We start from the raw sequence: 25,970 nt of genomic DNA on the forward strand, positions 1-25,970 counted from the left end.
AGATACCGTAACGCTTCCTTATATACGGAACCGTTCTAAAAGAAGCTTAATCGCATTTGTCCGACGTCTGGAAATCACTAGCTCCTTTTCGACTTTGTAAACCCGTAATGACCCCTGAAATTTCTTAACAGGCGGCTCAATGCTTTGAATATACGTCGGATTAACTGCATAGCATTTATGAATCCGAATGAAGCTAGGAATCAGTAAATGCACCCGACTGATGTTCATTGAGGTAATCTTGATACGTCCATCTATGGTATAGATTTTTGTATAAGGACCATCTCCAGCAATGTATAGAATACTCGCTAAAGCAATCGGAGGTAAACCGGGTAATTTGATTCGTTCCATTTGATTATTAATTATTGTCGTTTGTGAACCAAGTTTTAACGCGTTCAACGAACTCCTTTTGTTCCTGCTCTTTTTGTGCCTGTGCCTTTAATCGAAAGTCTTCATACCACTCTTTGAATTCCCGGTGAAACCAGATGTAGGCAACGAAGTAGCGGTATACCCGGAAGAAGTTAAAGACGTATCTACCCAGCACTTCGAAGATGAACCAGCTCCAAACTACATAGGCACCCAGAATGATAATGACCCAGGTAGTTACCAGAAAAATGAACGCGTAGATGTCGGCAAGGATGCCTGTGAATTCCATTAGCTTAAAGATTAGGCTGTTTTTGCTGATTAGAAAGCTTTTCAATTGGACACCAATCAGGTGTAAAAACATTATTATCATCATGCTCTAAATCGTCCCCACGTTTCCAAAACTCAGGATTCTTTTCCTTCATCCGTTTGAACAAATCACTACCTCCATCTTCGTGTGTACAATGAGCGAATAGTATATCAGATGAACGCATTGAATAGAGTTTACTGGCATGACACCACTTGCACTGATCACAAACCTTCCGTTTAGGTCGAGACCATTCCTGAATGACGGGACCTTCAGTTAGATGTATCATTTTTGATTTTCCTTAATAATCTCCCAATCACATTAGCCACACGGCCATTGTCAAACTGAACCAGCATGTTGCCGTTCGTTCCCCTGATGCACTTCTCTCCATTCATCACAGCGGTACATAACTGACTTTTCAGGGTTGGGTCAGTCATGCGGTCGCCGTGGTAGGTGTAGCGATTCATTAACTCTCAAGGTAACAGGCCTCAAACGCATCAATGGCGTGGGTGCCATCTTCGAACATTGAGCGCATGTCAGTCCAGTCAATGTTCTTTATATCATGTTGCTCACGATGAGCTACCAACGCACAGATAAACTCCTCTTTCCAAATCTCCCAGTTTTCAGTAAAACCAAACGGTTGCCTCCAAATGCTAGGATAGTTGGCAAACATAACCCTACGAGCAAGAGCAGGAGTAAGGTTAGGATGATCATAAATAATTGAAAACTCACCACGTTTGTAGTTATTGAATTTATACCCTCCATACGCTTTACCTTGGTAATGCCACAAGCCATCAATCAAAGCCACCTTGATCTCTTCAAGATCATCGGTCACCAAGTCAAATATTTTGTACATCAATTCCGGTTCCATCGGCTCCGGTAGATACACATACGTCGGCTTTCCTTCACCTTTCATAAAACCGGCCTCAGTGTGTGCCGACCGATTGCAGGGCAATACCAACACGCACACGTCAGCAGCAGCCATTGCAAAAAAGTCTGACTCAAAGCCAGCCTGTGAAATCGGGTGAGCCAGTGCCTCACGGTAGGCTGGTGTAGTCCACTGCTGCCACGCCGGGTCAACCTCAGACCACGAAAATCCTTTATTATCTGGTGCGGGATTCTTGAAGTCATATACCTCATGACCTTCAGCCCGAAGAGCCTCAACCACTAATGGTTGGATGTCATTGCGCCAGGATGACGCTACATAAATTTTAGACATTGAATTGTGAGTTAAAAGTTAGTTAATAGTGCTAGTCGATAAGTTTTATCTCCCTGATAACCTGCCACAATCCCAGCACAACCCCAACACAGAACCCAGCCACGACTCGAAGTCGAATCCGACGGTGAACAGGTTTACGGTAATTGCGAATGAGCAGAATGAGTACAGAGAACGCGATGAGACATTGACAATGAACGGTTGACAGATGGTGGTGGAGGTTCATGGTTTTATGGATTAAGGCAATAGTGATTGATTAGACTCCAGACCCATTGCGGCTTTGCTTCTTCCTTTCCCGACCTTCCTTCTGTCTACGATAAAAATCCTCAAGTTTGACCGGATCTGCTTTGATCTTCGCCCATTCCTCACGGCGTTTTTCGGGGTCACGTTTGCGTTTTTTACTCCTTTCGAATTTAGCCTGACGATTTTTTTCACGATAATCAGCATCAGTCAATTCTCTTTTCTTTATAGCCGCTCTTGACCTTTTTGACTGGCAAACTTTACAAGTTGCAGCGTGATACCTACGGGGGCTGTCTTCAAAAGTGTATAGGGTAAAGTCATTTAGGCTTTTCTCATGGCTACAGACTTTGCACACCTGTGTATTGTCCTGGACAGCAGTATGTCTCCGTCCGGCTTTTTCAAGCGAAACGAAGTAAAGCCCTGCCTCACTACGGTACTTATAACTAGCGGTGCTAATAGCCTTTTTCAACACCTTATCATCAGTTGTATTGACTGCCAAATAGGCTTCCGCAACTAACTCACGAGGATCTAAAGTTGAATTGGGAGGTAAACATATTTTGGCATACTTCACGAGGTTTTTATAGTATCTAGCGTCCATTTTACAATAAGTTTTCAATGATAATGATCGTGCTTTGCTGACCTGCTTTAACCTTCGCCTGCTGATAGTCCCGTTCGGCGATATCCTTCATTTTATCCCCTCGAATGATACCCGCATTCACCAGCGCATCAATGGCTGGTTTGGCTCCTCCGACCAGGTTATCATAGTCCAGTTCACCGACACTCATTCGCACTAAGGTCAGCTTGACAGGTCCAGAGTGGAGACAATGCGGCTGCTCTTTGAAAATCCAGAAATACCGATCGCGCAAAGCTTTGTATTCGTGCTTACTGAGTTTGCGCAGGACATTCAGGCTCAGTGTGGGTTCAGGCAGGGTCAGCGTTGTCTTCATGGATTGGTTCAGTGGTTTGTTGTGCCTGGGCTTCTTTCATTTTCTGGTAATACTGAGCCCGAAAATTGCGGTAATCCTGATCGGCTGTAGCTACTTTTTTAGCCGTTCGAATGTGGCTGTTATCGACAAACGGATTCTGATTCGGAATGCCTGCCTTCTTGTAGAATTCGGCCAATTCCTCTTTGGAAAGCGATTTTGTTTTTTCCTCCTGAGTCGATCTGGCCAGTTCAATCGCCTTTTGCGTCCGCTCATTGACATCGTACTTTTCGATCCACTCCATCACCACACTGGCATCTAAGGTGTTGAACGTTCGCCCGTATTTGCCATTGATGCCCTTCTCAAGGACATACAAAATCTCATCGAGTCGCAGGTAGTAATACGTGCCACTGATGCGGGCAATCAGATCATCGGCCTGATCCAGAGTCAGTGTGTTGGTGACGTTGATCAGCTCCGTCATGCGCATAATGGCCAGCCCTAGTGCCTTTTGACACATGGCCGGATCTTCTTTGCGCATAACCGACAGCTGCGGCTTCTCGGGATGCATAGCCACAACGGGTGTCAGGGCATTGCAATGCGTGGTCATCAACTCTTTGGCTTCGGGATCACCCCCCACCGCCATTGCCAGTACGTTGATCAATTCGTTTGAAGAGGGCGTCCACTTTGCTAATCCGCTGCTCTGGGGTTGCATGAGCTGGAGCGATTGGCTTTCCTGGGGCCTGCTGGGTTCTTGGGATTCGGAGTTGGGTAAGTATTTCATTGAATTTGCTGTTCAGGGTTGGCACATCCGTGAATTGGTAATACTCCTTTAGCTTGGCTGATTGATCAAGTAGGACAATCAGCGAGTTGATGATATCCTCATCAGTGCATGGGGTGATATCCCCTTCAGATTTTCGTTTGCTGGTAATCGCGTTTCGCAGCTTGTCGGCCAGTTGCTGAGCCGCTTTGCCATCCTTGCCGGTCCAGTAGTAGCCTTCGACTCGGCTTTCGATTAAGTTCTTGATCTGGGTGACAAGTTTGGGCGGGGGGGCTTCGCGCAACTTGGGGGGCTTTTGTTTTTTTTGCTGTTTGGTACAAAAGGTTGTCCACTCCAACAACCAGGCGTCGTACTCGGAAAACGGAATCGAAAGAACTGACCAATAAAAAGTCTGCGCGTTAGCGCTGACCGAAAACACCGCCTTTTTTTTAGAAAGGTTTTCAGAAGGTTTTAAAAGGTTTTTATCCTTATATAAGCTATAAGGAATTTCCTTAGAGGGTATAAGGATTTGACTTATAGGGTCTAAGGAATTTCCTGATAGGTCAGACTCTGGTTTAGGGGGGCTATAAGGAAAATCCTTAGACTTACTATCAGGAATTTCCTTAGACCTATCAGCATTTTCCTTATAGGGTATAAGGATTTGACTTATAGGGGAAATAGTCCTAGCGTTCGCCTTTTTATCATCAATCTGAGTCTTTATCAATCCGTCTTTTTCTAACTTTCGAACCAGATCCGAAACGCTCTGCGCATGAATGTCAATAGCCAGCGACAACTCCTTATTACTGTCACGACATAGTTCATCCTTAGCAATACCAGCCCGGTAGCAAATACGCGCCAACAACTGACGCTCAGCTGGTGTGCGCTTCAGTTTCATAATTGTATCATCAATCCACAGACCAGGCATTTTTGTACTATTTAATGGACTCAGAGTAACTACCGGGCGTGTTTATACGTCACGCCCGGTGCACTATTCAAATAGACTGATTTGCGACCCTTGAAGCGGTGGCGTGATTTGATTGCTCCAGTGTTTTATCAGATCATCCAGTGCTTTTTCGGCTTTTTTGGAGTCATCCAATAGCTTACTGGCATCATAGGTATGGCCTAACTTTCGGGACTTGAAATAGGACTTCTGTAAGTCCCGGCAGGCTTCGGCACTATCCAGTACTTTCACAAACCCATTCATTAGATCACTCACCGCCTTGGCCAATTCAGCCCACTCCAGATACAGATCATCGCTGGGCTGATTGTCCATGATCTGTTCATTTGCCACTAGGAGCTTTTGTAATTTTTCCCGAATCGTTTCCATTATTTTCGGGGCCGACCTGGACCACGTTTAGGGGGTTCTGGTTTCTTCTGATCGTCTTCCGGGTTGTATTTATCCGCATCAAAATCAGCGCCCTCGTTATCGCTTTTCTCCACTTCCTCGTCTTCAGTTGAGGTCGTTTCATCGGTTGACGTTTCGCCCGATGGCAAACCAAATGCCTCTTTCAATAAAAGAATATCCTGCACACTATCAGGCACGCGGCCATCATCGCCATTATTCAAATCCTCCACTTCTGTAGGCGTGACAACAACATCGAACGGCAGCGCAGGCCGGTCCCGATTCAGGATCGTTTCCAGCGGTGGCAGGGGAGGTGTTTCAGTTAGTGGCACATCTCCGCCAACGGGCGTAGCAACCTCACCCGTCGATTCGTTAAACGGTGGCTCCGCTTTCGTCTTTTCAGGTTCAGGAAAAGGAATATCCTGTTGCCGATCCTTGCCCATGAGCGGTTCTTTCTTGAGGATTTCGCCCGTATCCTCATCGACCCATTCCCACATCATCGTCGTGAAGTTTTTCTGCTTCAGCGCATACTTACTGCGGGTCGTATACTTGTCGATCATGTACCGAGCCAGCAAATTCATGTCACCCGTTTTAGCGTCAATCTTGGCCTTATACTGGCTCATGACCGCTTTTTTCTCATCCTCCAATTCAGTAATGGCTATACGGGCATGCGCCATTGCCTGATTGTTTTCTTCCTGTTCTGCTTTAGTGAAATGGTGCGTATAGGTGCACATTTCCCGAATTGTTCCTACCATGATTTTAGGGGTTTTTTATTGATTACTTGCTTAATCCCACTCGTCTGATTCGCTTGTAAACACGTTCAGTACCTCCGCTAGAATCTCGTTGGTATCCGTCGGAAAGGTGGCCTTGTAGTACATCCACTGGGCAAAATCAAGGTGTTCGCTTACCAATTCACCTTTCCATTTGCCGAAATTGTAGCGCAGCTGGTTGTCGGCATCGTAATAGAATTTACCCGACAGATCCGCTAGCTTCTGGCCATAATTCGTATACAGCGCTAATTCCTCCACGGTACCGGGCAGGTCCGCATAATGCATCAGCTGCGCTAGAAACACGTTCACTGTTTCCGTGATGTCGACCGCTGCATCATGAGCGTTTTGCATTTCCCGATGGCAGTAAAACAGTACAGCAGCTGACAGCGTACGCGTCTCTTTGATCTTGAACAGGTTGCCGACATCGATCATGTTAAAACTGGAGGCATTCCACTGAAAACCCGCCCGCATGAACTCGTTAAAGAGGAACGGTACATCGAACGCGTTCGAGTTGTAACCACCGACATCGCAGCCAACAAAGTAGTCAAATACTTCACCGGCGATGTCCCGGAACAACGGCTTATCCTTTACCATCTCATCGGTAATGCCGTGGATTTCGGTCGACTTGGCCGGAATTGGCATCTGGGGATTGATCAGGTAAGACCACATCGAACCAGCGGTAAAATCGGGCATGAGTTTATAGAGCGCAATCTGAACGATGCGGTCATTCTCTTTGTCGAGGCCTGTGCATTCCAGGTCGAAAAAGACTATAGGTCGTTTTAGTTGGAGCATGAGAATTTGATTAAGCGCCAACGGGCGTTAGTTCACGAAGTGACCATTCGGGCAAACTCAAGGGGATAATTCCCATATCATCGGGGTGTGCCGCATGGGCGTCAAAGCCCGGAAACAATCCCTTCTCGTAGCAGGATTTTACCGATTGCAGGGCCGTTCGGTACATGTACTTGCCCGCAGCGAGGTGTTCAGCATCCCACCAAAACACGGCGGGCAGGTAAGGAGCCACGGTTTGCAACATGACGGTTATCACGCCGGTAAACTTGCGGCCTGATACCTGGCTCACCACATCCAAATACATCGCTTCGGCCATCTGGTAGCGATACTTGGCCGCATCATAGGCGAACTTCGAAATACTGTCAGCGGAAGTGGTTTTAAACGAAATGATGATGTTTGCTCCCACGTTTTCAGCGAGTTGGAAGGCATCCGGGCGAACCTTAACGGGCAGGCCGGTTTCTGAATCCGTGCCGTAAAACGAACACTCCGACGGCGCTCCCTTCATTAGTTCGGGCAGGATACCACCCCCGTAGGCGTAGTAGTGACGTCGGATGAGCCGGATAATGGCCATCGTGTTCCCGTCGACAATCGAGAAGCCCGACCGTTCCCGGTAGTAGCGAATGAGCGCCTTTTTGCCGTCGAGTTTTTCGGTATTCCACTTGGCGCGCTTGGCAAGCCTTTTACAATAAGTAACCATCTTATCACCCGAGGCAAGCCGAACGTTCTCCAGCTTTTTCTCCCAGAATTTCAGGAGCTTATCCACCCCGGCCAGCGTGGCCATGTTCGCCTGCGGTTCGGTAACAACGCGCTCGAATCTTGTTGGCTCTAAAAAGGCCATGTGGCACCAACTCCCTAAATCAAACGCTTTCTTCTGCTGTTTGATTTTTGGCTCATGCAGGGCACACCAAAAGTGCAGGGGTGTTTTGTGGATCTCCTTGAGGGCAGAACTACCCAGGTGCTTACTAAGCAGATACTTTTCGAACGAGTCCCGAATGACCTCCCCGTTTACAGCCAGTTTAGGCAGGTCCACCCCTTGAATTTTTCGTCGGGTGCGCAGGTGCCGAATGACGGTTTCCAGATCTGAATAATCCGCTGGATCGTACCCCAGCGGATTGATTTCAGACCCAATGTCAGCCCCTTCCAGGGTATCAAATAGGTTTGCCGTTTCCATTAGCCGATATTGAGTTTAAGCGGCTTAATGGACCAGTTGTCACTTTTGAACGAGTTTGTACGATTCTGTTTTTTACCCAGAAACGTAACCAGTAGGGGTGTACCCTGGCCGACCATACCCTGTTCCAAAACCGTCTCCAGGGCACCTACCAGGCGTTTGGAGCCGTTACGGATCTGCCGGATTTCGCCTTTATCGGTCTTTTCCAGAAAATAGGCGCAGGCGAGTTGGTGCGTAATTTCGGGGTCATTCACATCCCGAACCGGTGAGGTGTCGAGTTTGACAAACACGACTCGCTTGGATTCACCCGGCACTTCGGGCGTCCAGTAGTCGGACATCAAATCAATTGGCATCACATCCGCCGAACCCAGATCGGGCAGGGGCATGGTCAGATCAAGGGTCATTACCGCTAGGTTCTGATTTTTTTGAGCCGGTAATTCCTGTGTGTCGCTCAGTTGGAGCGACGTTGTGTCTGTAGTCATGATTGTTTTTAGGGGAGTTTATGGCCAGAACCGGCCAGCTTATTTGCGGGAATCATTGGCCATCCACCGGCCAGAGAGGTAAATCAAAGGCAGGCAAACCAGGCCTACCCAAATCGTGTGCATCAGCCTGCCCGATGCCAGACCACCGGCCAGCAGCCTGCCGACCACAAAAATGCCAACCAGTAGAACCAGGCCAACGCCAATCGAGCCTTTGCGCAGCATGATTCGCATGCGTTCCGAAAAGGGCATGATGACGCGTTTAGGTGTAGCATGCGTGAGGGCCCCGCGTGGATTCGCTCGTTGCTGGATCTTTGCCACGACCTGTTGTTGCGAACGAAAATGATTTTCTAGTCGTGGCATGGTACAAAGCGGTTAAGCGTAGCGGAGGCCGTAGCTATGCAGGTATCAACGGCGTTGATTGAGTCAGGAAATTCCAGCGTGAAGCTCTCCGCATGGGGGTGTTTGACAAAGACGCTGATTTGCTTTTTAACGGGGTGCCAGTTGGCAATAACCTCCACCTGACAATCAAACACCTCTTCCAGGGAGGTCTGAACCGTGACCGCTACAGCCTCCTCATTGACCGAAACATACGAACCCGTACAGACGCAGTGCGCTAGTAGCTCCTTCATAAAACGGGCGTTACCGGGCGTTTTGCCTGAGTACACCACACCCGACAGCGGCAGTCGACCGAAGGGTAAAACGTGCTTCATCAGGTGCATGCCGAATATGCCGACTTCCAGCGTGAGCGTATGATGCTCCATGCCTAAATCAGGGCGCTCCGCCGTTCCTTCGCCCATCTCAATCAGGCTGCATTCCAGCCACACCCGGCGATCATCCAGCCGAGTGAGCACATGAAAGCCTTCATCCAAAAGCACCTGCGCTACCGATAGGGGTAGTAGGTGCTTTGGAAAGCCTTCGAGCGTGGGCTTGTCTTTTACAAAGAGTTTTTCCATAGCTTTACGTTTGAAAAAATTGTTATTGATTACTCACAGACCCGCTCAAGTTTTGAGCGGGTTTTGTCTTTATAGGCTCCTTAGCCAAGGAGGAGATAAGTCCACAGGAGGGCAGCTAAACACATCAGGGCGAAGACGCCTAACACCACCAAAACCCGCAAACCCGCTCTCAAAAAATCCTTCATCTGTTTGCTGGATTTTGGAAGAGCCGGAACCAGTAGTCCCGGCCTTTACCAACGTTTACCTAAACCCTATCTTACTACTGCGTTTTTGGCGGGATTAGAAGAACCGGGAGCAATACCCCCGGTCCTAATCGCTTCTATCCACACCATGCCCCGAATGCACGGGGCGGTATCGTTAAGTTTTTTTATGGCGATTGATGGTCCCCGATTTTAGCCAGTCGTCAACAACGCCTTTCACGTACCAGCGATATTGTCCAATCTTGATCGAGTCCAGTCCCAGCTGACGGTAGTAGCGAAGCGTTTGGGCATCCCGTTGCAGGTATTCCTGCGTCTGTTCCTCCGTCATGAGTCGACTGCGCTCCAATTCCTTACGCAGGCTTTCTTCGCGCTTTCTTGAAAGGGCTAATTCCTTGGCTGCCGATTCGAGGGCACTGGTAACGTTTGCCAGTAAGGTTTCATCAATGGCGACTAACATGGCTATACCGAGTAAATGATTTGTATCAAACCAGGCGCATCGTCGGGAGCCTTTTCCAGACTCACGTTGATACCATCCTGATTGGCTTGTTTGATGGCAGCGGATAGCGCTTTCGCTGCCGTGCGAATGGCTTCGATGGTTTCGCCTACTTTGGCTGCTGAGGGCTCTGTAGTGGAGGTGTGTTGAGTGGCCATTAGCTGTGTACGACTTCAGGTTTATAGGCTTCCATCCATTCACATTCTTGTTCCGTGGCCACATACCCTTCCTTGCCAGTTCGCTTTGCTCGAAAGGTATCGTCTGTAATGCCATGATACTCACAGAAGTCTCTACGAGCTAATGCCCGCAGGTTTGGACTTACCCGTTTATAGGCCCGCATTAACCGTTCAGGTAGGCTTATGTCCGCCAATCCGTTCATATGTGTGCTTGCGTCCATCTTTTGTGTTATAATTGTGTTGTTATCGTGTTACAAATATAGCGTGCAACTAGTTGCAAAAGCAAGTAGTTGCATAAAATTATTTTATATAATTGACTCAGCCCATATCGTTGATGGAAACCTTTGGAGATAGATTAAAGCAATTACTTGAAAATAAGCACCTTAGTCGTTATTCCATTGCCAAAGGAACAAAATTACATCAGTCCACTATTGGCAGAATTGTAGATGGTGAGAATAGTCCTAATGATACGACGATAGATCTTATATGCAACTACTTGCTTAGCCTTAAGGGCATATTAGATCAATCAGAGATTGATTGGTTGCGATATGGTGACAAGGGAAGTCCGTTAGAAGCACCTAGTTTTACAATAAATGACTCTACCACTAATGGTAGTTCAAGTGAAGCCTCGGCATTAGAGCCCAGTGATGATGAATCTATTTTAGTAACTGCAAATGGAATGCAGTTCCAGAAGTTGAAAGATGGCCGATATTGGATGTTTGTGCCACTTGTTGAACAGCACGCCTATGCCGGTTATTTAGCGGGATGGAAAGACAAAGAATATATAGAAGAACTACCAAAGCATGTTATAACAGTCGATCACATTCACCAAGGCGCTTATAAGGCGTTTGGTGTAAGAGGGGATAGTATGAATGACGGTAGTCGTGATGCGATCTGTGAAGGAGATATTATTGACGGGCGAATGCTACCCCGCGACTTCTGGCGTAGTAAACTTCACATTCACGAATACCCTGACTTTGTAATCGTTCATCACGAAGGAATTGTTGTAAAACGTATTGTTGATCATGATGTAAAAAGGGGAATAATATATTGTGAATCATTAAATCCCAATAAAGAACTATATCCAGATTCATTTTATAGACTAAGTGAAGTCTATGAATTATACAATGTTGTATCAGTGCAACAGAAGAGAAAACGTCGTTAGTTTACCATGCTTTATCACCCCCTAAACCTTTGTAAACATGGATGAAAACTTACCCCCTACTATTACTAAAAAGAAATGGAAGTGGTGGTATACGGCCATTATTATATTCTTGGCTATTGGCGCCATTGGGACTTACTTAGAAGAACCACCCCCTAAACTAGACCCGAAAGAGCAGGCAAAATCTGATAGCCTAAATGCCGTTAATGAAGCCAATCGAAAAATTAATAGTGATGTTGAAACTAGTTTTATTAAGGCAGAGCGTGCAATAAAAAAAAGCCTGAAAGATCCAGATAGTTTTGAGGAGATAGATCACCGTGCAATGCATGTCGGTGAGAAGGGAATTTATGTTTCCTGCCTGGTTACCTACCGAGCGAAGAACAGCTTTGGTGGATTTAATGTAGAAAAAGCCTTGGTGAATTTCAATGATTCAATGGAAGCAATTGAAGTTTTACCCGTTAAATAATTAAACCATAACCAGCCGACAATTAAACTAACCACTAATGACATGTTAGACAAAGACACCTTAGCCACAGTTTTAAGCGACCTAGCCAACGGGCTCTCTCACCAACATGCTATTTATCATCTATTAACAAAAGACCTACCGACAGTCGAAAGGCAGAAAATTGAGTTGTTGCGACAAAAGGACTACTATCTAATAATGCAAAATTTTGTGCAACTATCAAATCAAGATGATCCTTCATTTGAGGCTGCCAATTTGCTTAAAACTGAATTGGCAGCAATAGAAGTAAAATTGAAAGCACTAGAATAACCCCCACCTCCCTGGACTGATGAGGAGGTTTAAAGTAAGGATTGAGAGTGAAGCGCTTTATTTACCTATTAATAGATTCGTCGTATGTTGCCATGTTTGTATATACCTAAATATCAATTAATAAGTTACGGACAAAATTCTATCAATGTAAGACAAAGGTCAGGTTGCCTTTTCGCTCTCTAATTATATATTAATAATTTCTAATTAATGTTATAAGTATTGTTACTCAATCCTCCATATAATCAATTCATCGTTTTTTAATGACCTAAAGCCTGTACACCAATGTAAATTGCCCCTTTAATCTAACTTGTAACTTATGGAGATTAATTGGGTAATAATAGGTATAATTGCTTCTGCTCTGTTTATAGTAATTTACCTATATCGAAAAGTAACATTTAAGGAAATATGTCCAGCCTGTGGAGATCGACATCCAGAGCGAATTAGGCGCCCTAAACTCGTAAAAGTTTTTTCTCCGTTTTTTACACTTAGAGCCTTTCGCTGCCTTAATTGTCGGCGTTTTTTTTATAAGATTGGGTAACCAACAGAATCACATATCTATTGTAAGGATTGGCCAAAATAATCCTTACAATTGCCAAATTTTGCTCCTAATTTTCATCTATATTTCAGTAATATTTTTACCATTTTTATATAAGTAATTGATTGTTAGTGATTTATATTCCATAATTTGTATTATAACATATTTCCTGTAAATATAAGCATTAGCAATTAGTTTTGTAGCTGTAGTCTGGGGTAAGTGGGTGGCGGAGCATCCACAGTGCGAACCCCTTAATGAGGAGATTCTTCAGGAGTTTGAGCGCATAAAAAAACAGGCAACCGAGTGGCTTAAAAGAATTCCCTTATCTAGCCCCTCCCTTACTGGCTGAACGATTCCGGGAAGGTCTTATTGACCAGTACTTTCCCTTACTTGATGAAGTGCTTGAACAGGTAAAGGAGCAGGCAGCTTTACAATCACCCTGGACAGGAATAGAAGCATTGCCCGAAATAAAACCCCCTAAAACCAAGCTGACTGAGACTACTATAAATGAGATTAAAATCGTCCCCATTGAATCAAAGCGAATTATACTATGACAATCCACTACACAACCTGGATTTTTGACACAACCTATGAATACCCCTTCTTTGTCTGTTCGATTTATGAATTAACTGGACCCAGCTTTAGGGAGCACTTGATCCTGCATTATAATTAATCTTACCACCTTAAACTTTTTATCAAACTAAACGACTATGGACTTTCCCTCCATAGTCGTTTAGTTTTGTTTAATAGCACATATACGATTCTGGCACAGTTTGGATTGTGCGGTTATCGATTTTTAGGCAAACACTGGAGCTAATGCCGCCTTACATTTTGTTAGTAATTCACTGCGCTCCTTCAGTCCAGTAGTACCGCCATTGACAACAAGGGTAACTTTCTCTACATCATCGCCATCAGCTACTGCATTCAGTCCTCTTGTTTGCCAGAACCACAAGGCGGATAATAAAGCATCCTGCGGCCTTTCCATATACTCGGGGTGCGCAATGTAGTTAAAACCAAAGAGCTTGGTCAAGTCAATATATTTATCTTTTCCTGTGCATTGAATAAGACCGCGCCCCCGGTACCGATAGCCATCCCCCGAAGCTGATGGCCCGTTCCCCAGTCGGTTGGCGTACACAAAATTGCCCAATTTTTCAGGGTTATGGGCAAATTGCTGCGCGATTTCCATTGTCGGAAATCGATTCTTCCAAACCTGCATTAATCGCTGCGGTGAATAGTTCATATTCTCCACCATAATGGTGAACCCGCCCGATTCTTTAGTTATCTGGGAGAAGAAATGTGCTGCCCGATTTAGGGTATTGATCTGGTATTTTGGCAACTGTACATTCAGGGGCACAACATAGCTTTCTGCTACGCTGGCAGAGACACCACATTTAGTCAGGATGGAGGTCGTTAGTAGCTTCATGGGATTGATAGTGTGTATGTTACCCTAAGCTCAATACGAACTTAATTTACCCGACTTTGACCTATATGGACATAGTATAGCCCAACTGAAAGTTGCCACATTTGCCAGCTATTGATGGACTCGTTTCGCGCCAACCGGGCAATGGCACCTAGAAACAGGCACATAGAAATGAGTATATCTGCTGGTGAAAATTATAGGATTCCTTACTCGGAAATGACCTGATGACTTTCTCTGTCAACTTATTAATTGGACAATGATTAGTATTAATTGCACCTTTTGTTCGTGGCCTTGACAATACACCAGAGGGTGTGCTACTTAATAGCTAGTTATTAAAAAATACGTGAGTGCTTAAGCCCCACTAGCTTTGCTGGTGGGGCTTTTTTTGTCTCCGGTTGACGCCAGCAGTAGTACTTACCCTACCTAGAAATAAATAATGCCTAATCACATGGCATTAATGCATATTAGGGACAGTGACCATTCGAGACTTCTACAATCCAATCAGTAACTCCCTCTATACTCATGACACTCCAACTCATCCTCTTCTGTATTAGCGTCATACCTGTTTTGTATCTGCTACGATACTTTTTCTCTAAAAAGGGCTGTCCGAAATGTGGCAATCCGAGACCGGATCGAATAAGACGAGATAAGGCGATGAAGCTTATACCCGTTAAAGCGTACCACTGCGATGCCTGTGGGCAACAATTTTATCGAGTCAGGTCTTTGGATTCCAGGGCTTTACAGACCGCTCAGTAAAGATTCGGACCAAAAAAATCCATTTTCAATTTTGTCAGTTTTAGAAGAAAATCTATAACGTTATGAACCTTAATAACTCTTTCTTCTTTACCTGCGCTAGCGGCCACTGCTGCACAGTCCCCGTCAGTACCACAGGCTCGTTATGGGCAGGTTATGGTGGCTGGCACTACAGAGCCTGTTCATTTTCTATTAGTAAGCGCAGTGCGCTTCATAAATTCCACTACAGTAATTCCACTTGCCAGCTCATTCCGCCTACAGTGAACTGCGTGAGTAGCTCTTTCCCATCTCGTCCATTACGTTCTCGTTTGCGCACCTGGCTCAGGATTGATGAAACCTTTACAATTCCAGTGCAAAGAAGACAATCCCGAAAACTAGCTGCCTAAACGTCATGGAAATCAAAAAGAAGTCGCTGGCTATCCCTGGCCCCTGGACAGTAGTATTTTCCATTTCAGGCTATCTGCTCTGGATGGTTGTGAAAGCAATTTTCCACTTATTATAAGTCAATACTACAGTGTGCCAATTATGCTGGTTAAGGCACAAATGTCAATACCTGGCTTGCGGAAAGCAGTCTTATGATGTCGGGATAAGTGGCTTTGCGCGTAAACAATTTTATTAGATAAGATCATAAGCAATTATCGAGTTCGTAATCCCGGTTGGTGGCTATTAACCGGGATTTTTGTTGCGGCATTGCATTTGGCGAATTATCTGAAGTTAAAAAAAATCTTAACGAGTTATGAAGAATGATTTCTGCTCACGTTGCCTTATAGAACAACGGAACCAAACTGGCAGGCAAATCGTAATTTATGCATCCTTTGCGAAGGGCTAAGATGACAGTTCTGCATAAATAATAGAAAATAGAGTTGGGTTTGAGAGCCCATTAATAGACAATGATCAATATTGGTACGATACAACTTCCAGATTTTCCGCTACTACTGGCGCCGATGGAGGACGTGAGCGACCCCCCATTTCGGGCAGTTTGCAAAGCCAATGGAGCCGACCTGATGTATACCGAATTTATTTCATCGGAGGGGCTGATTCGTGATGCCGCCAAGAGTGTTCAAAAGCTGGATATCTTTGAATATGAGCGCCCTATCGGTATTCAACTCTTTGGCTCTGATGTGGAAACAATGGGGGAGTGTGCTCGTATTGCCACGCGTGCCAACCCTGATCTGATCGATATTAATTATGGTTGTCCGGTCAAAAATGTAGCCTGCCGAGGTGCAGGTGCTGCTTTGTTGCAGGACATTCCAAAAATGGTTCGCATGACCGAGGCCGTTGTAAAAGCCACTCATCTGCCTGTAACGGTGAAGACGCGGCTTGGTTGGGATGAAAGCACAAAGAATATAGGTGAAGTTGCCGAACGTTTGCAGGATATTGGTATTAAAGCGCTGACCGTTCACGGACGCACACGTGTACAGATGTACAAGGGCGAGGCAGACTGGACGCTCATTGGGCGTATTAAGGAAAATTCACGCATTCAGATTCCAATTTTTGGTAACGGTGATATTGACTCTCCCGAAAAGGCACTGGAATACAAGAATCGCTATGGGGTTGATGGCGTTATGATTGGGCGGGCGAGTATTGGACACCCGTGGATTTTTAATGAAATCAAACACTTCGTCCAGACGGGTCAACACTTGGCACCACCAACAATTGCCGATCGGGTAGCAGTTTGTCGTCAGCATCTCGATTTCTCAATTCGCTGGAAAGGGGAAATTGTAGGACTATTCGAGATGCGCCGTCATTACGCCAATTATTTTAAAGGATTACCTGATTTCAAACCTTATCGGATGCGCTTAGTAACCACCGATTCCTATAGCGGAGTGAGTGCTATTCTGGATGAAATTCAGGAAAGCTATGTTGTCGAATTAGTTTAACCAATTCGGGTCAACTGAGTTCTCTTAACGTCTGCTAATGACCATTGAAGAACCCGTCGTAATTCCTCAAAAACGTCCCCTCTTGGCGTGGGCGTTGCTTTGCTCTCTTGCTTTGGTATGGGGGAGTTCTTTCATTCTGATAAAGCGTAGCCTGGTTGCGTTTCCGCCAGAGCAAGTAGCTGCCGGACGATTAGTATTTGCACTTTTCTTCTTCACACCTTTTCTGGCGAGGCAAAGTCGTCAGGCCGATGTTCGGGTGGCCGTTCGACATCGGTGGGTCGCCTTGTTGGCATCAGGCGTGGTTGGATTCGTCATCCCGGCCTTTCTATTCGCTGAAGCAGGCGCGCACCTTAACAGCTCGCTGGCAGGCGCATTGAATTCACTTAGTCCTTTGTTTACGCTGATTCTTGGGGGTATTTTTTTCGGCCAATCGCTTAAGATTCGGCAAGTTGCTGGCATTTTACTCGGCTTAGCGGGCTCGTTGTTGCTGGTATTTTTCAGTGCAACAGGTTCTTTTCAGATTAATGAATATGCGTTGCTAGTCGTATTGGCTACCATTTGTTATGGCCTGAATACAAACCTAATTGGGCGTTACCTAAGTCACCTGCCTGCGTTAGTATCGACAGCCTGGTTGTTTGCCTTTGCTGGGCCCATCGCTCTCCTTACACTCATGCCAACGGACTTTTTGAGCCGTGTTATCAATGGGGAAAATAGCTGGTCGGTGGGAGCCCTTGTTACGCTCGGCGTGTTTGGTTCGGGGTTAATGTCCATCTTTTTTAACCGGGTTATGCAATTGTCATCGCCTTTGTTTGCGGCTTCTGTCACGTATTTAATTCCTATTGTTGCGCTACTATGGGGGTTTTTAGATGGCGAAACGATCTATATGGTACAGTTCGCCGGCATGGGCGTATGTTTAGCTGGAATTTGGTTGGTAAATAAATCGTAGTTTCGTCTTTTTTTGTCATGCTGACGAAGGAAGCATCTTCGGATAAGACAATTCATACTAACCGTTCGAAGATGCTTCCTTCGTCAGCATGACAAAAAGAAATCGCATGTACACCGCAACCCTTACCGACTCAAAATCAGCTCCTTTCTCAATCGACTTTTCTGCCGAAGGTCAAACACTCAACGGGGAGGCATTTGCCTGGGATTTAGTCAAACTGTCAGATCGAACGTTTCATATTCTTCACCAGGACCGTTCGTATACAGCCGAAGTACTGGACCTAAATGCGATCGAGAAAACGGTTAGCCTGAAGATAAACGGCCATATTCATCAGGTGAAGCTTAAAGATCGTTTCGACCTACTGCTCGAAAAAATGGGCATGAGTACCCTGGCCAGCGCGAAAATTAATGAGCTAAAAGCGCCAATGCCAGGTCTGATTGTGGGCATTAGCGTGCAGCCAGGCGATGTGGTTGCTAAAGGAGATAGTTTGCTGATTCTGGAAGCGATGAAGATGGAAAATATGCTGAAAGCGCCGGGTGATGCAACCATAAAAACGATCCGCATAGGTAAAGGCGACCGGGTCGAAAAAGGACAGGTATTGGTAGAATTTGCCTAGATTAGTATTTAGACGAATATGGACTCTTTGCCTTCTCGTCGCGATTTTCTAAAACAGGCCACTCTGGTTGCCGGTGCAGCCCCTTTGCTGCCAACTGCCCTGGTTCAGTCAACTGATTCCACAGAAACTGGCTTGCCTGACATTCATATTTTCTCAAAACACCTACAGTTTCTGAACTACGTCGATATGGCCGATGCTGCGGCTACGATGGGGTTCGATGGCGTTGATTTAACCGTTCGCCCAGATGGTCATGTATTGCCAGAGCGCGTAGAAGATGATTTGCCCAAAGCGGTCGAAGCTCTAAAAAAAGCCGGCCTTTCACCTAAACTGATGACCACCGCTGTTGGCGATGCGACAAATACGACGGATAGCCGACTAGTAAAAACAGCGGCTAAACTCGGGTTTCAGGCCTACCGGATGAAATGGTATTCATACGACGATAAACGATCCATCCCGGATTCAATTCAACAGTTCCAGGGACAACTTCGGGCGCTGGGCGAACTAAATAAAAGCCTCAACCTGACGGGTTGCTACCAAAATCACGCGGGCCTATTGGTGGGCGCGTCGGTGTGGGAGCTTTGGGAGATCCTAAAAACTGCCGATCCAAAGTATATGGGTATTCAGTATGATATCCGACATGCCACTGTTGAAGGGGGAATGTCGTGGCCCAATGGGGTACGTTTGTTAGCCCCCCATATCAAAACCATTCCAATAAAAGATTTTCGCTGGGAGAAAAAAGGAGCCAAATGGGTTGTGCAGGACGTACCACTGGGTGAAGGGATGGTTGACTTTACAACCTACTTCCAACTTCTGAAGAAAGCCAATCTCCAGGTGCCTGTATCTCTGCATATTGAGTATCCGATGGGCGGGGCCGAACATGGTGCTACTCAACTGTCGATTCCGAAAAATGAGTTGTTTTCGGCTATGAAACGGGACCTCAGCCGGCTCAAAGAATTGTGGAAATCGGCATAAGCCGCTTTTTACGCTTTCTTCCTTCCTCCCTTTTTACCTATCTTTGCCCGCAAAATTTCCCTACATGACATCGCAGACAAAGTATAAGCGTATCCTGCTCAAGCTGAGCGGGGAGGCTCTGGCTGGGCCAAATGGTTATAATATTGATCCAGTAGTGCTCGAACAATATAGCAAGGAAATAAAACAAGTAGTTGATTTGGGCGTACAGGTGGCTATTGTCATCGGCGGGGGCAACATCTTCCGGGGAGTCTCAGGCGAACGATCCGGAATAGACCGTGTGCAAGGTGATTACATGGGTATGCTCGCAACGGTTATCAATGCGATGGCCATCCAGAGTTCACTCGAAAAGCATAAAATGTATACGCGCGTTATGTCGGCCATTAAGATGGAACAGGTTTGCGAACCTTATGTCCGTCGGCGGGCAGTGCGTCACCTCGAAAAAGGGCGTGTGGTCATCTTCGCAGCCGGAACGGGCAATCCCTATTTTACTACCGACTCAACGGCGGCTTTACGGGCCATTGAAGTAGAGGCCGACGTAGTGCTGAAAGGGACGAAAGTAGACGGAGTCTACACGGCCGACCCGATGAAGGATAAAACAGCAACGCGATATACGAGCATTACCTTCGATGACGTTTACGAAAAGAAACTGAGTGTTATGGACCTGACAGCCTTTACACTTTGCCAGGAAAATAACCTGCCTATCATCGTGTTTAATATGAATAAACAAGGCAGCCTGCTCAAGCTGATTGAAGGAGACGATAACCAGGGTACGCTCATTACAATGAAATTACCATAACCTGTTTAAAAAATGTTTCAGGTTCAAGGTTTCAAGTTTTTGTATTGGTCTGAAACCTGAAACTTTGACCCTGAAACCTGAAATATACACACATGGAAGAAATCGAGTTATTTCTCGACGATGCAAAAGACACGATGGAAAAGGCGCTCAAGCACTTAGCTATCGAACTGACTAAAATTCGTGCCGGGAAGGCTAATGCAAGCATGCTCGATGGCATTCAGGTTGAATACTACGGAATGTTATCGCCTTTGCATACAGTCGCGTCGATTAACACCCCCGATGCCCGCACTATTTCGATCAAGCCATTCGAAAAAAAGATGATTGGTGAAGTGGAAAAGGCGATTCGTAATTCGAATCTTGGCCTTAATCCGAACAACGATGGTGAGCAGATTCGGTTAAGCATTCCTCCATTGACCGAAGAACGTCGGCGGGACCTGGTTAAAAAGGTGAAACAGGAAGTCGAAACCGCCAAAATCAATGTTCGGAATATCCGTAAAGACACCAACGACGACATTCGTAAACTCACTAAAGATGGTGTGTCGGAAGACGCCGTAAAGATGGGCGAAGAGCGTGTTCAGAAACTCACCGATGCTTTCATTGCGCGTATCGACGAAATATTTGTAGCGAAGGAAAAGGATATTCTGGTGGTGTAAACTTTTGGAAGACTTCTTTTATGAGTCTGGCAGTACTCAAACCGATCCCGAAAAGATCGGTTTTGTTTTTTGTGCAGACCAATTTCGTTACCAATTATTGGCTTTAATGAGTATTATAATTCGATTAGCAATTAACTGATAACCGGTTGTATTGAGGTGGAGGCCATCATAGCGCATACCTCTCGGAATGGCACCAGAAGCTATATCGTTCATATCCTGTGCAGTTGCAGTATAATTCAGCGCTGCCATTTCAGCCACTGTTGGAGGAGTTGACGGTATAAAATTAGCGGGGTAATTTTTGGCCAGTAGCGCATTCATGGATAGAATAGTATTATTGGTGACAGTGCTTTCGCCCACAGCATTCAAAACTCCAATCACCGCAAATCGTCGCGGACTACTTAGGTACGCTACACAACTGTCAATCAGGGCATCTACTCCTGTCATATTTGGCAGATTGTTTCGGCCGAGCCACAGCGTCTGAATATACGACTTCGTTTTTTCAGCGCTGTCTAGATAAAACTGGGTATTGGCAGTTATGGCCTGGGTAGTCGATACGGCTGGAGAAATTGTGTAGGTTTCTATCTGATTTGGAACCACTCCCGTTGCCGTGCGGGTTAATGTGCACTTTATTCCGCCTAGCGTGCCTGTCAATGTAGACGTATTATTGGAGTCGGGTGTCGATAAAACACGGGCCGAAAGGTTGATTACTTTTACCGAAGCTGTTCCGGCGAAGGCATCCCCGTCAAGTGTGAGTAATAAAGGCTGGCCACCTTGACGGGCGGCAATTTGCTGAGCTGTCTGGCCACTAATTCCGTAATTTTCAACGACACGACCAGGGAAAGCAGTAGCCAGAAGAGCCGAAATTTTTGCCCCACCAAACCCATCCGTGAGACTATCACCATAACAGGCAATAGGAGTTCCCGTTGCTATTAAAGATGCTTCGTTTTGTGATTTGCATGCATCTAGTAAAAGCCCACTGGCTGTCAAGATACCAACATCGTGTAAAAATGACCGTCGACTTAGGTGTGATATCGCTGAGTGGGTTTTCTGTTGGTGTGAATTCTGTTTCATGAAGTGAGAGTGCTCGTAAGTTTAAGAAAATGAATGAGTTACGAGATTTCTGTTCAGAGCATAAGACCTTTGTGCAGATATTTCACTCTAGTTGATTTTAAGTTTTGGAGAAGCGAAGGGTAATTTATACTGTTTGGTTAAACAGCATCTCTACATCAGGAATGCTAAACAAATGACTGTAATACGCTTTTCGTAAGATAGCCATTGGTGTAGTTGTAAAATTATCCCAATCATCGAGCATATCAGTTTTGAAATCCTCAAAAGAAACCCAACGTTGACGTTTATATTTTTTGAAAATATCGCGCCACCATTCGTTTTCATACTGTCCTATATGATCTTTGTAGCGTTGCCGGATGTTATAAACAGCGTCCCACCCATCCATTTCTGGAGTTGTATTACCAGATTCCGTTAGTACAATACTCCACATTGACTTTGTTTTGCCAAGTGATGTATCTGACGAAAGTTCATAATCGGTTCGACAAACAATGTGTGCTTCAACTATATGAGGTGTTTTTCCTGTGAACGGATATGTCATATAACGACGGCCACCAGCTGCGTCAAATGGTACATCTGTATCGTGTTTGGCAGGGCTATTACATATGTGGCAGGCAGGAACCAGATTATGAAAATTAACCGAATTGAATGGATAAAGCCCCTTTGGGATGAAATGATCATAAGCATCCCTATACGCTCCACCCGAAGGTTGTAATGTTGTTATACCGCAGAATGGACAAACTAGCGCTTGTTGATGAGTGTAGTTTAGAAACGCATCAAAATGTGCTTTTACCGTACCAAATGAGGCTTCCACCTGCATATTTTGTGGATACCCTGTCCATAGCGGATCAAAAAAGTCCTTTATTTCTTCCCGAATCCCAGCAGGCAAATCGGAATACTTATAAGGAAGACTAATACACTGACAAATAGCTTCAATATCATTATTAGACCTGAAGGCATTTTGAACAATAATACGTTCATCGTTATCAAGCGCATAATGATAGGAATGAGTAATTGCTTCTAGTCGCCTAAATAATGTTACTGGAGAGTTCCGAACAAGAGTAGTAAAATCTGGATTCAGTAGCTCATTAGTATCAAAAGTAGGTGGGTTGAGCACAAACAAACGTTCGAAAAAATAGGTGATATTTTCGTGGAACTGCTCGATAGGATGGGGTTCTAAATACTTGTATGCGTAGATCATGATGTCTGGCTGAGCAGTATTTTTTCGCGCTTATTGAGGTAATTAAGAGCATCAAACTTTTCAATTGACTCGCCAAATGTCAATAGTTCCTTCCGTCCCGCTCGTAGCGCATCTAGTGTTTCTGCATTAGCTTTAATAGCTTCGATACGTTTCTTAATCATATCTGATACGCTGTTACGCCAATTGAATATTTCTTCTAAAATCAAACTTTCAGATGCTCCTAACGTATTAAATGAGCCAGTAACGCTAAAGTCTTCATCAGATGCTCGGTGGAATATTGTTTCGCCGTTTGGGTTTCGTTCAGCTACAAACACTTTCTCTGGCTTACAGTCTGAAACAATAAATGGTGAATGCGTCGTCAATAGAACTTCTTGTTCACGTTGAGGATGTTCGCGCTCAAATTCAGTGTACTGATCAATATCCTCCTCAGAGTCGTAATAGTCCCATTCAGGGTCATGAACTACTTCATTAAGTAGACTGACGAACCGACTACGCCATTCAGGGTTAAAATGCGTTTCTGGTTCGTCAAAAAGAAACAATGTACCAGGCGCATTTAGTAGCATGAGGGAGCCCATTACGTGCAACAGTTGGTGTTCTCCGTCGGACAATTGCTGGTAGTAAACAGGCTTAGTCACTCCAGTTTTACGAAACGCAATATCTCCTATTGAAAATAAAAGTTGTTGCTCTTCATATTTTGGTAATAAATCCGACAAATTATCGCCAGACTGAGGATTTTTGACTCGTTTACGTAATGCATCACTATATAGCCGCACGTTGAGCAGCTGCAACAAATACAGTCCTTGAAATAATTCGCCGGGCTCACTAAAATGATCCCGAAACGCTTGTCGCACTGCATCTGTATGATTGGCCAAGAAGTTAGCTGATGTTTGGGGCGGTGCGTCTAGTTTAAAATCCATGCGGATTTCAGTACGCCCATCATCTAATATTTTCTCATTAGAAAGGGTTGCGCATCGGCGCAATTTCTGAACTACTCTGTCTAAATTATTATTCAAACTAATTCGGGCAGGTATACGCAACGTTATGCGGAAGCTCTCAAGATAACTAACGTTAAGCAGTTGGTTAAGCGTTTCCAAACGAGGGTACGCTTCTCGTTGGTTTTGGCTAATGCTGTATTCTTTAAAGGGGAACAGGTAATTGGACAGTACAACCGCTTTGTTGGATTCATAATCAACAAAAAGCAACCTGTTTAAGGCCAAGTTAACGAGAGATGAAACAGATTCTGACTTTTTATCGTCGAGCAGGTTTTCATCGACATAATGCATATTCATCCGAATAAACGGATTTGATAATAGCTCGTTAAGTCCCGATGAATAACCAACAATATGCCGAGGCAGTGGCATAAATGGCGTCTGGAATACTGGAGAAGTTGATTCATGGTGGTGCTCCAATACATCCCAATTTGGTAACTCACCTGGATTTTTGCGAATATGAAGTTTGGGATTTATACGTTGCTGTGCGTTCAGTGAGTCCGTAAATCTGAGTTGGATATAAGAACTATCGAATCGGGAACGAATCCAGTCTTCGGAACGACGCAGGGCATCTTCAAGTACGACAGCCCACGTAGCTGGATCAAATGCATATTCTACGATAAAACCAAACGATGTTTTATACTCCTCCAAACCAGCTTCATGCGCGTTATCGCTGTCCCTTTCCTGTATGATGTTCTCCTCGAATTGAGCCCGTACTTTTGGGTCATAATATGTTTGAGTAGTTGGATTCGAAGCCAATTTGTCAGCCGCTCGTTGATAGTTTTCTAAGTAATAAAACAATTCGGCTATTACTTCAAGGAGGTTTGATTTGCCCGAACCGTTCAATCCGACTATACAAATCGGCTCAAGCTCATTGGCGAGTATATTTGCCGTAGTGGGAGCATAGAACGTTACATTGAAACCAATAGGAAGGCCTCGAAATGGGCTGAGCAAGTGTAGGCGAAGTAGCTTCATGTACGAGGTGTCCCTGCGTTTAACTTTACCACCCGTTCTTTAGTGTCGTATGTTTGAGTTAGATGGCCTGAGTCAATGGCGTTAAAAACCAATTCGCGTAGTTTGGGATAATCTGCATTGGGAAATACATTTTGTAAATCTTCTAAAGTAATAGACTGGTTATTAACTTGAGAGCGGAGTTTCTGCCAAATTAATTCTTCAGAAGTGCCTTGACTATTTGTAGAAGTCGGGCGTGGAACGACTTCGTTTACTTTGCTCACATCAAGTTTCCCCTGGAAGGCCGCTTGTAGTAAGCTTTGATACAGTAATTGCAAGCTTGCGAATGATGTCTGTTGTTGTACTCTCAGGTTAGTCACTCGCTCGACTACTGCCGCGAATTGAGTTTGAAGGGCGAGAGGTGCTATAGGGGCATTGAAGTCCCTAAACTTTTTCATTGAAATATTAAGCATAGAACCGCTCGTGCCGGTTGCTGTGTCTGTTAGCTTTGTCCTTAAATTCTCATCTGACAGAAGATACTTCAGGTAATACGGATTACATTCGCTCTTATTAATGTCTACACGCCACAACTTATCAGGAAGGAAAAGATTGTCGTAATCTTTATCTACAATGCAAGTTGCACCTACTAATTCCCTAGTATTGGCTCGACTGAAAAGTAAATCTCCTTTTTTGGGAAATATAACGGGATTTTTAATAATAGCTTTAGAAATAGCTTTAAACTCTGTTGGTTTAAAAGTTCCAGATGTTACAGCGCTTATTTTAAGAACGCCTAGCTCATTTTCATTTAAAAGCCTTTCCTTGCCACCATAACTATTTCCTGCCACAATATCTATGATGATTTCGCCAATTTTTTTAACCTTCCAACCTTTTTCATTCCGAACCGGGTCGCCAAAGAATTCATAAAATGTACTTTTGAGTAAATCGTCTAATGCTACAAGAGTGCGCTGCCGGGCCCTGATTAGACTCTCTGTTAGACTCAATATTTGGGCAATTCGACGTTGGGTAGTGAGGTCTTCAGGAAAAGGGATTGTAAACTTTTCAAATGTAGCTTTTGAAAGTTCTTTA

At 45.0% G+C, this 25,970-nt stretch carries 34 protein-coding genes; 9 read left to right on the top strand and 25 right to left on the bottom strand.

Going from position 1 to position 25,970, the window contains the following annotated elements; genetic code table 11:
* Positions 1 to 18 precede the first annotated feature (18 nt).
* From GO755_RS30540 to GO755_RS30635, 20 genes are all read right to left on the bottom strand, one after another.
* Positions 19 to 348 carry a LytTR family DNA-binding domain-containing protein gene (locus tag GO755_RS30540; protein ID WP_157589229.1) on the bottom strand — a complete coding sequence of 110 codons (330 nt, stop codon included), beginning with the start codon at positions 346 to 348 and terminating at the stop codon, positions 19 to 21.
* Positions 349 to 355: 7 nt separating this feature from the next.
* Positions 356 to 652, bottom strand: a complete 297-nt coding sequence (locus GO755_RS30545) for a hypothetical protein (protein WP_157589230.1) — start codon at positions 650 to 652, stop codon at positions 356 to 358.
* Positions 653 to 656: 4 nt separating this feature from the next.
* Positions 657 to 956, bottom strand: a complete 300-nt coding sequence (locus tag GO755_RS30550; RefSeq protein ID WP_198174986.1) for a hypothetical protein — start codon at positions 954 to 956, stop codon at positions 657 to 659.
* Positions 940 to 1,134 carry a hypothetical protein gene (locus GO755_RS30555; protein ID WP_157589232.1) on the bottom strand — a complete coding sequence of 65 codons (195 nt, stop codon included), beginning with the start codon at positions 1,132 to 1,134 and terminating at the stop codon, positions 940 to 942. Before GO755_RS30555 ends, GO755_RS30550 begins: the two co-directional genes overlap by 17 nt.
* Entirely contained in the window at positions 1,134 to 1,886 is a 753-nt protein-coding gene (locus tag GO755_RS41060) for a TIR domain-containing protein (RefSeq protein WP_198174987.1), read from the bottom strand. The genes GO755_RS30555 and GO755_RS41060 overlap by 1 nt, the downstream gene beginning before the upstream one ends.
* Before the next feature lie 31 nt (positions 1,887 to 1,917).
* A complete protein-coding gene (locus GO755_RS30565; RefSeq protein WP_157589233.1) occupies positions 1,918 to 2,109 on the bottom strand; it encodes a hypothetical protein in 192 nt (63 codons plus the stop codon).
* A gap of 30 nt (positions 2,110 to 2,139) precedes the next feature.
* On the bottom strand, positions 2,140 to 2,721 hold the full coding sequence (locus tag GO755_RS30570) for a hypothetical protein (protein WP_157589234.1): 582 nt from the start codon (positions 2,719 to 2,721) through the stop codon (positions 2,140 to 2,142).
* 1 nt (position 2,722) lies between these two features.
* Complete coding sequence (locus GO755_RS30575; protein ID WP_157589235.1) at positions 2,723 to 3,070, bottom strand: hypothetical protein; 348 nt, start codon at positions 3,068 to 3,070, stop codon at positions 2,723 to 2,725.
* On the bottom strand, positions 3,045 to 3,707 hold the full coding sequence (locus GO755_RS30580; protein ID WP_198174988.1) for a hypothetical protein: 663 nt from the start codon (positions 3,705 to 3,707) through the stop codon (positions 3,045 to 3,047). The genes GO755_RS30575 and GO755_RS30580 overlap by 26 nt, the downstream gene beginning before the upstream one ends.
* On the bottom strand, positions 3,673 to 4,698 hold the full coding sequence (locus tag GO755_RS30585; RefSeq protein WP_157589237.1) for a MarR family transcriptional regulator: 1,026 nt from the start codon (positions 4,696 to 4,698) through the stop codon (positions 3,673 to 3,675). The genes GO755_RS30580 and GO755_RS30585 overlap by 35 nt, the downstream gene beginning before the upstream one ends.
* A 93-nt stretch (positions 4,699 to 4,791) precedes the next feature.
* The gene (locus GO755_RS30590) at positions 4,792 to 5,130 is read right to left on the bottom strand and encodes a hypothetical protein (protein WP_157589238.1); all 339 of its coding nucleotides are present in this window, start codon (positions 5,128 to 5,130) and stop codon (positions 4,792 to 4,794) included.
* Entirely contained in the window at positions 5,130 to 5,900 is a 771-nt protein-coding gene (locus tag GO755_RS30595) for a hypothetical protein (RefSeq protein ID WP_157589239.1), read from the bottom strand. The genes GO755_RS30590 and GO755_RS30595 overlap by 1 nt, the downstream gene beginning before the upstream one ends.
* A gap of 30 nt (positions 5,901 to 5,930) precedes the next feature.
* Positions 5,931 to 6,707, bottom strand: a complete 777-nt coding sequence (locus GO755_RS30600) for a 3'-5' exonuclease (RefSeq protein ID WP_157589240.1) — start codon at positions 6,705 to 6,707, stop codon at positions 5,931 to 5,933.
* 10 nt (positions 6,708 to 6,717) lie between these two features.
* Entirely contained in the window at positions 6,718 to 7,875 is a 1,158-nt protein-coding gene (locus tag GO755_RS30605) for a PD-(D/E)XK nuclease-like domain-containing protein (protein WP_157589241.1), read from the bottom strand.
* Positions 7,875 to 8,354 (bottom strand): hypothetical protein, encoded by a 480-nt coding sequence (locus GO755_RS30610; protein ID WP_157589242.1) that lies wholly within the window; start codon positions 8,352 to 8,354, stop codon positions 7,875 to 7,877. The genes GO755_RS30605 and GO755_RS30610 overlap by 1 nt, the downstream gene beginning before the upstream one ends.
* 39 nt (positions 8,355 to 8,393) lie before the next feature.
* On the bottom strand, positions 8,394 to 8,714 hold the full coding sequence (locus GO755_RS30615) for a hypothetical protein (protein WP_157589243.1): 321 nt from the start codon (positions 8,712 to 8,714) through the stop codon (positions 8,394 to 8,396).
* A complete protein-coding gene (locus GO755_RS30620; RefSeq protein ID WP_157589244.1) occupies positions 8,702 to 9,307 on the bottom strand; it encodes a hypothetical protein in 606 nt (201 codons plus the stop codon). Before GO755_RS30620 ends, GO755_RS30615 begins: the two co-directional genes overlap by 13 nt.
* Positions 9,308 to 9,664: 357 nt before the next feature.
* Positions 9,665 to 9,964 carry a hypothetical protein gene (locus GO755_RS30625; RefSeq protein WP_157589245.1) on the bottom strand — a complete coding sequence of 100 codons (300 nt, stop codon included), beginning with the start codon at positions 9,962 to 9,964 and terminating at the stop codon, positions 9,665 to 9,667.
* Positions 9,965 to 9,966: 2 nt separating this feature from the next.
* Complete coding sequence (locus GO755_RS30630; RefSeq protein ID WP_157589246.1) at positions 9,967 to 10,158, bottom strand: hypothetical protein; 192 nt, start codon at positions 10,156 to 10,158, stop codon at positions 9,967 to 9,969.
* Positions 10,158 to 10,397: a hypothetical protein gene (locus GO755_RS30635; RefSeq protein WP_157589247.1), complete on the bottom strand. Its 240-nt coding sequence runs from the start codon at positions 10,395 to 10,397 to the stop codon at positions 10,158 to 10,160. The genes GO755_RS30630 and GO755_RS30635 overlap by 1 nt, the downstream gene beginning before the upstream one ends.
* A gap of 113 nt (positions 10,398 to 10,510) precedes the next feature.
* Between GO755_RS30635 and GO755_RS30640 the strand changes: the two genes are divergently transcribed.
* Genes GO755_RS30640 through GO755_RS30650 form a run of 3 tightly spaced genes read left to right on the top strand, consistent with a single transcriptional unit; the run spans position 10,511 to position 12,110 of the window.
* Positions 10,511 to 11,341, top strand: a complete 831-nt coding sequence (locus GO755_RS30640) for an XRE family transcriptional regulator (protein WP_157589248.1) — start codon at positions 10,511 to 10,513, stop codon at positions 11,339 to 11,341.
* A 37-nt stretch (positions 11,342 to 11,378) separates the two neighbouring features.
* Positions 11,379 to 11,804, top strand: coding sequence for a hypothetical protein (locus GO755_RS30645; RefSeq protein ID WP_157589249.1), 426 nt, complete (start codon positions 11,379 to 11,381; stop codon positions 11,802 to 11,804).
* 42 nt (positions 11,805 to 11,846) lie between these two features.
* Positions 11,847 to 12,110 (top strand): hypothetical protein, encoded by a 264-nt coding sequence (locus tag GO755_RS30650; RefSeq protein ID WP_157589250.1) that lies wholly within the window; start codon positions 11,847 to 11,849, stop codon positions 12,108 to 12,110.
* 1,331 nt (positions 12,111 to 13,441) lie between these two features.
* Here the strand turns inward: GO755_RS30650 and GO755_RS30655 are convergent.
* Positions 13,442 to 14,068, bottom strand: a complete 627-nt coding sequence (locus GO755_RS30655) for a glycoside hydrolase family 19 protein (protein ID WP_157589251.1) — start codon at positions 14,066 to 14,068, stop codon at positions 13,442 to 13,444.
* A 1,640-nt stretch (positions 14,069 to 15,708) separates the two neighbouring features.
* Here GO755_RS30655 and dusB point away from each other — a divergent pair.
* From dusB to frr, 6 genes are all read left to right on the top strand, one after another.
* Complete coding sequence (gene dusB / locus GO755_RS30660) at positions 15,709 to 16,698, top strand: tRNA dihydrouridine synthase DusB (protein ID WP_157589252.1); 990 nt, start codon at positions 15,709 to 15,711, stop codon at positions 16,696 to 16,698.
* A gap of 37 nt (positions 16,699 to 16,735) precedes the next feature.
* Complete coding sequence (locus tag GO755_RS30665) at positions 16,736 to 17,644, top strand: DMT family transporter (protein ID WP_157589253.1); 909 nt, start codon at positions 16,736 to 16,738, stop codon at positions 17,642 to 17,644.
* Between the two features lie 106 nt (positions 17,645 to 17,750).
* Complete coding sequence (locus GO755_RS30670) at positions 17,751 to 18,257, top strand: acetyl-CoA carboxylase biotin carboxyl carrier protein subunit (protein ID WP_157589267.1); 507 nt, start codon at positions 17,751 to 17,753, stop codon at positions 18,255 to 18,257.
* An 18-nt stretch (positions 18,258 to 18,275) separates the two neighbouring features.
* Positions 18,276 to 19,229: a TIM barrel protein gene (locus GO755_RS30675; RefSeq protein ID WP_157589254.1), complete on the top strand. Its 954-nt coding sequence runs from the start codon at positions 18,276 to 18,278 to the stop codon at positions 19,227 to 19,229.
* A gap of 64 nt (positions 19,230 to 19,293) precedes the next feature.
* A complete protein-coding gene (gene pyrH / locus GO755_RS30680; RefSeq protein WP_157589255.1) occupies positions 19,294 to 20,025 on the top strand; it encodes a UMP kinase in 732 nt (243 codons plus the stop codon).
* 92 nt (positions 20,026 to 20,117) lie between these two features.
* Entirely contained in the window at positions 20,118 to 20,678 is a 561-nt protein-coding gene (frr, locus tag GO755_RS30685) for a ribosome recycling factor (RefSeq protein WP_157589256.1), read from the top strand.
* An 87-nt stretch (positions 20,679 to 20,765) separates the two neighbouring features.
* Here frr and GO755_RS30690 read toward each other — a convergent pair whose 3' ends face one another.
* From GO755_RS30690 to GO755_RS30705, 4 genes are all read right to left on the bottom strand, one after another.
* Entirely contained in the window at positions 20,766 to 21,749 is a 984-nt protein-coding gene (locus tag GO755_RS30690; RefSeq protein ID WP_157589257.1) for an SGNH/GDSL hydrolase family protein, read from the bottom strand.
* A gap of 124 nt (positions 21,750 to 21,873) precedes the next feature.
* Positions 21,874 to 22,944, bottom strand: coding sequence for an HNH endonuclease signature motif containing protein (locus tag GO755_RS30695; protein WP_157589258.1), 1,071 nt, complete (start codon positions 22,942 to 22,944; stop codon positions 21,874 to 21,876).
* Complete coding sequence (locus tag GO755_RS30700) at positions 22,941 to 24,908, bottom strand: AAA family ATPase (protein ID WP_157589259.1); 1,968 nt, start codon at positions 24,906 to 24,908, stop codon at positions 22,941 to 22,943. The genes GO755_RS30695 and GO755_RS30700 overlap by 4 nt, the downstream gene beginning before the upstream one ends.
* Positions 24,905 to 25,970, bottom strand: a 1,066-nt coding sequence (locus GO755_RS30705; protein WP_198174989.1) for a restriction endonuclease subunit S, incomplete at its 5' end; no start/stop codon positions are given. The genes GO755_RS30705 and GO755_RS30700, both read right to left, overlap by 4 nt.

This window comes from Spirosoma arboris (assembly GCF_009754945.1).
GTDB classification, from domain to species: domain Bacteria; phylum Bacteroidota; class Bacteroidia; order Cytophagales; family Spirosomataceae; genus Spirosoma; species Spirosoma arboris.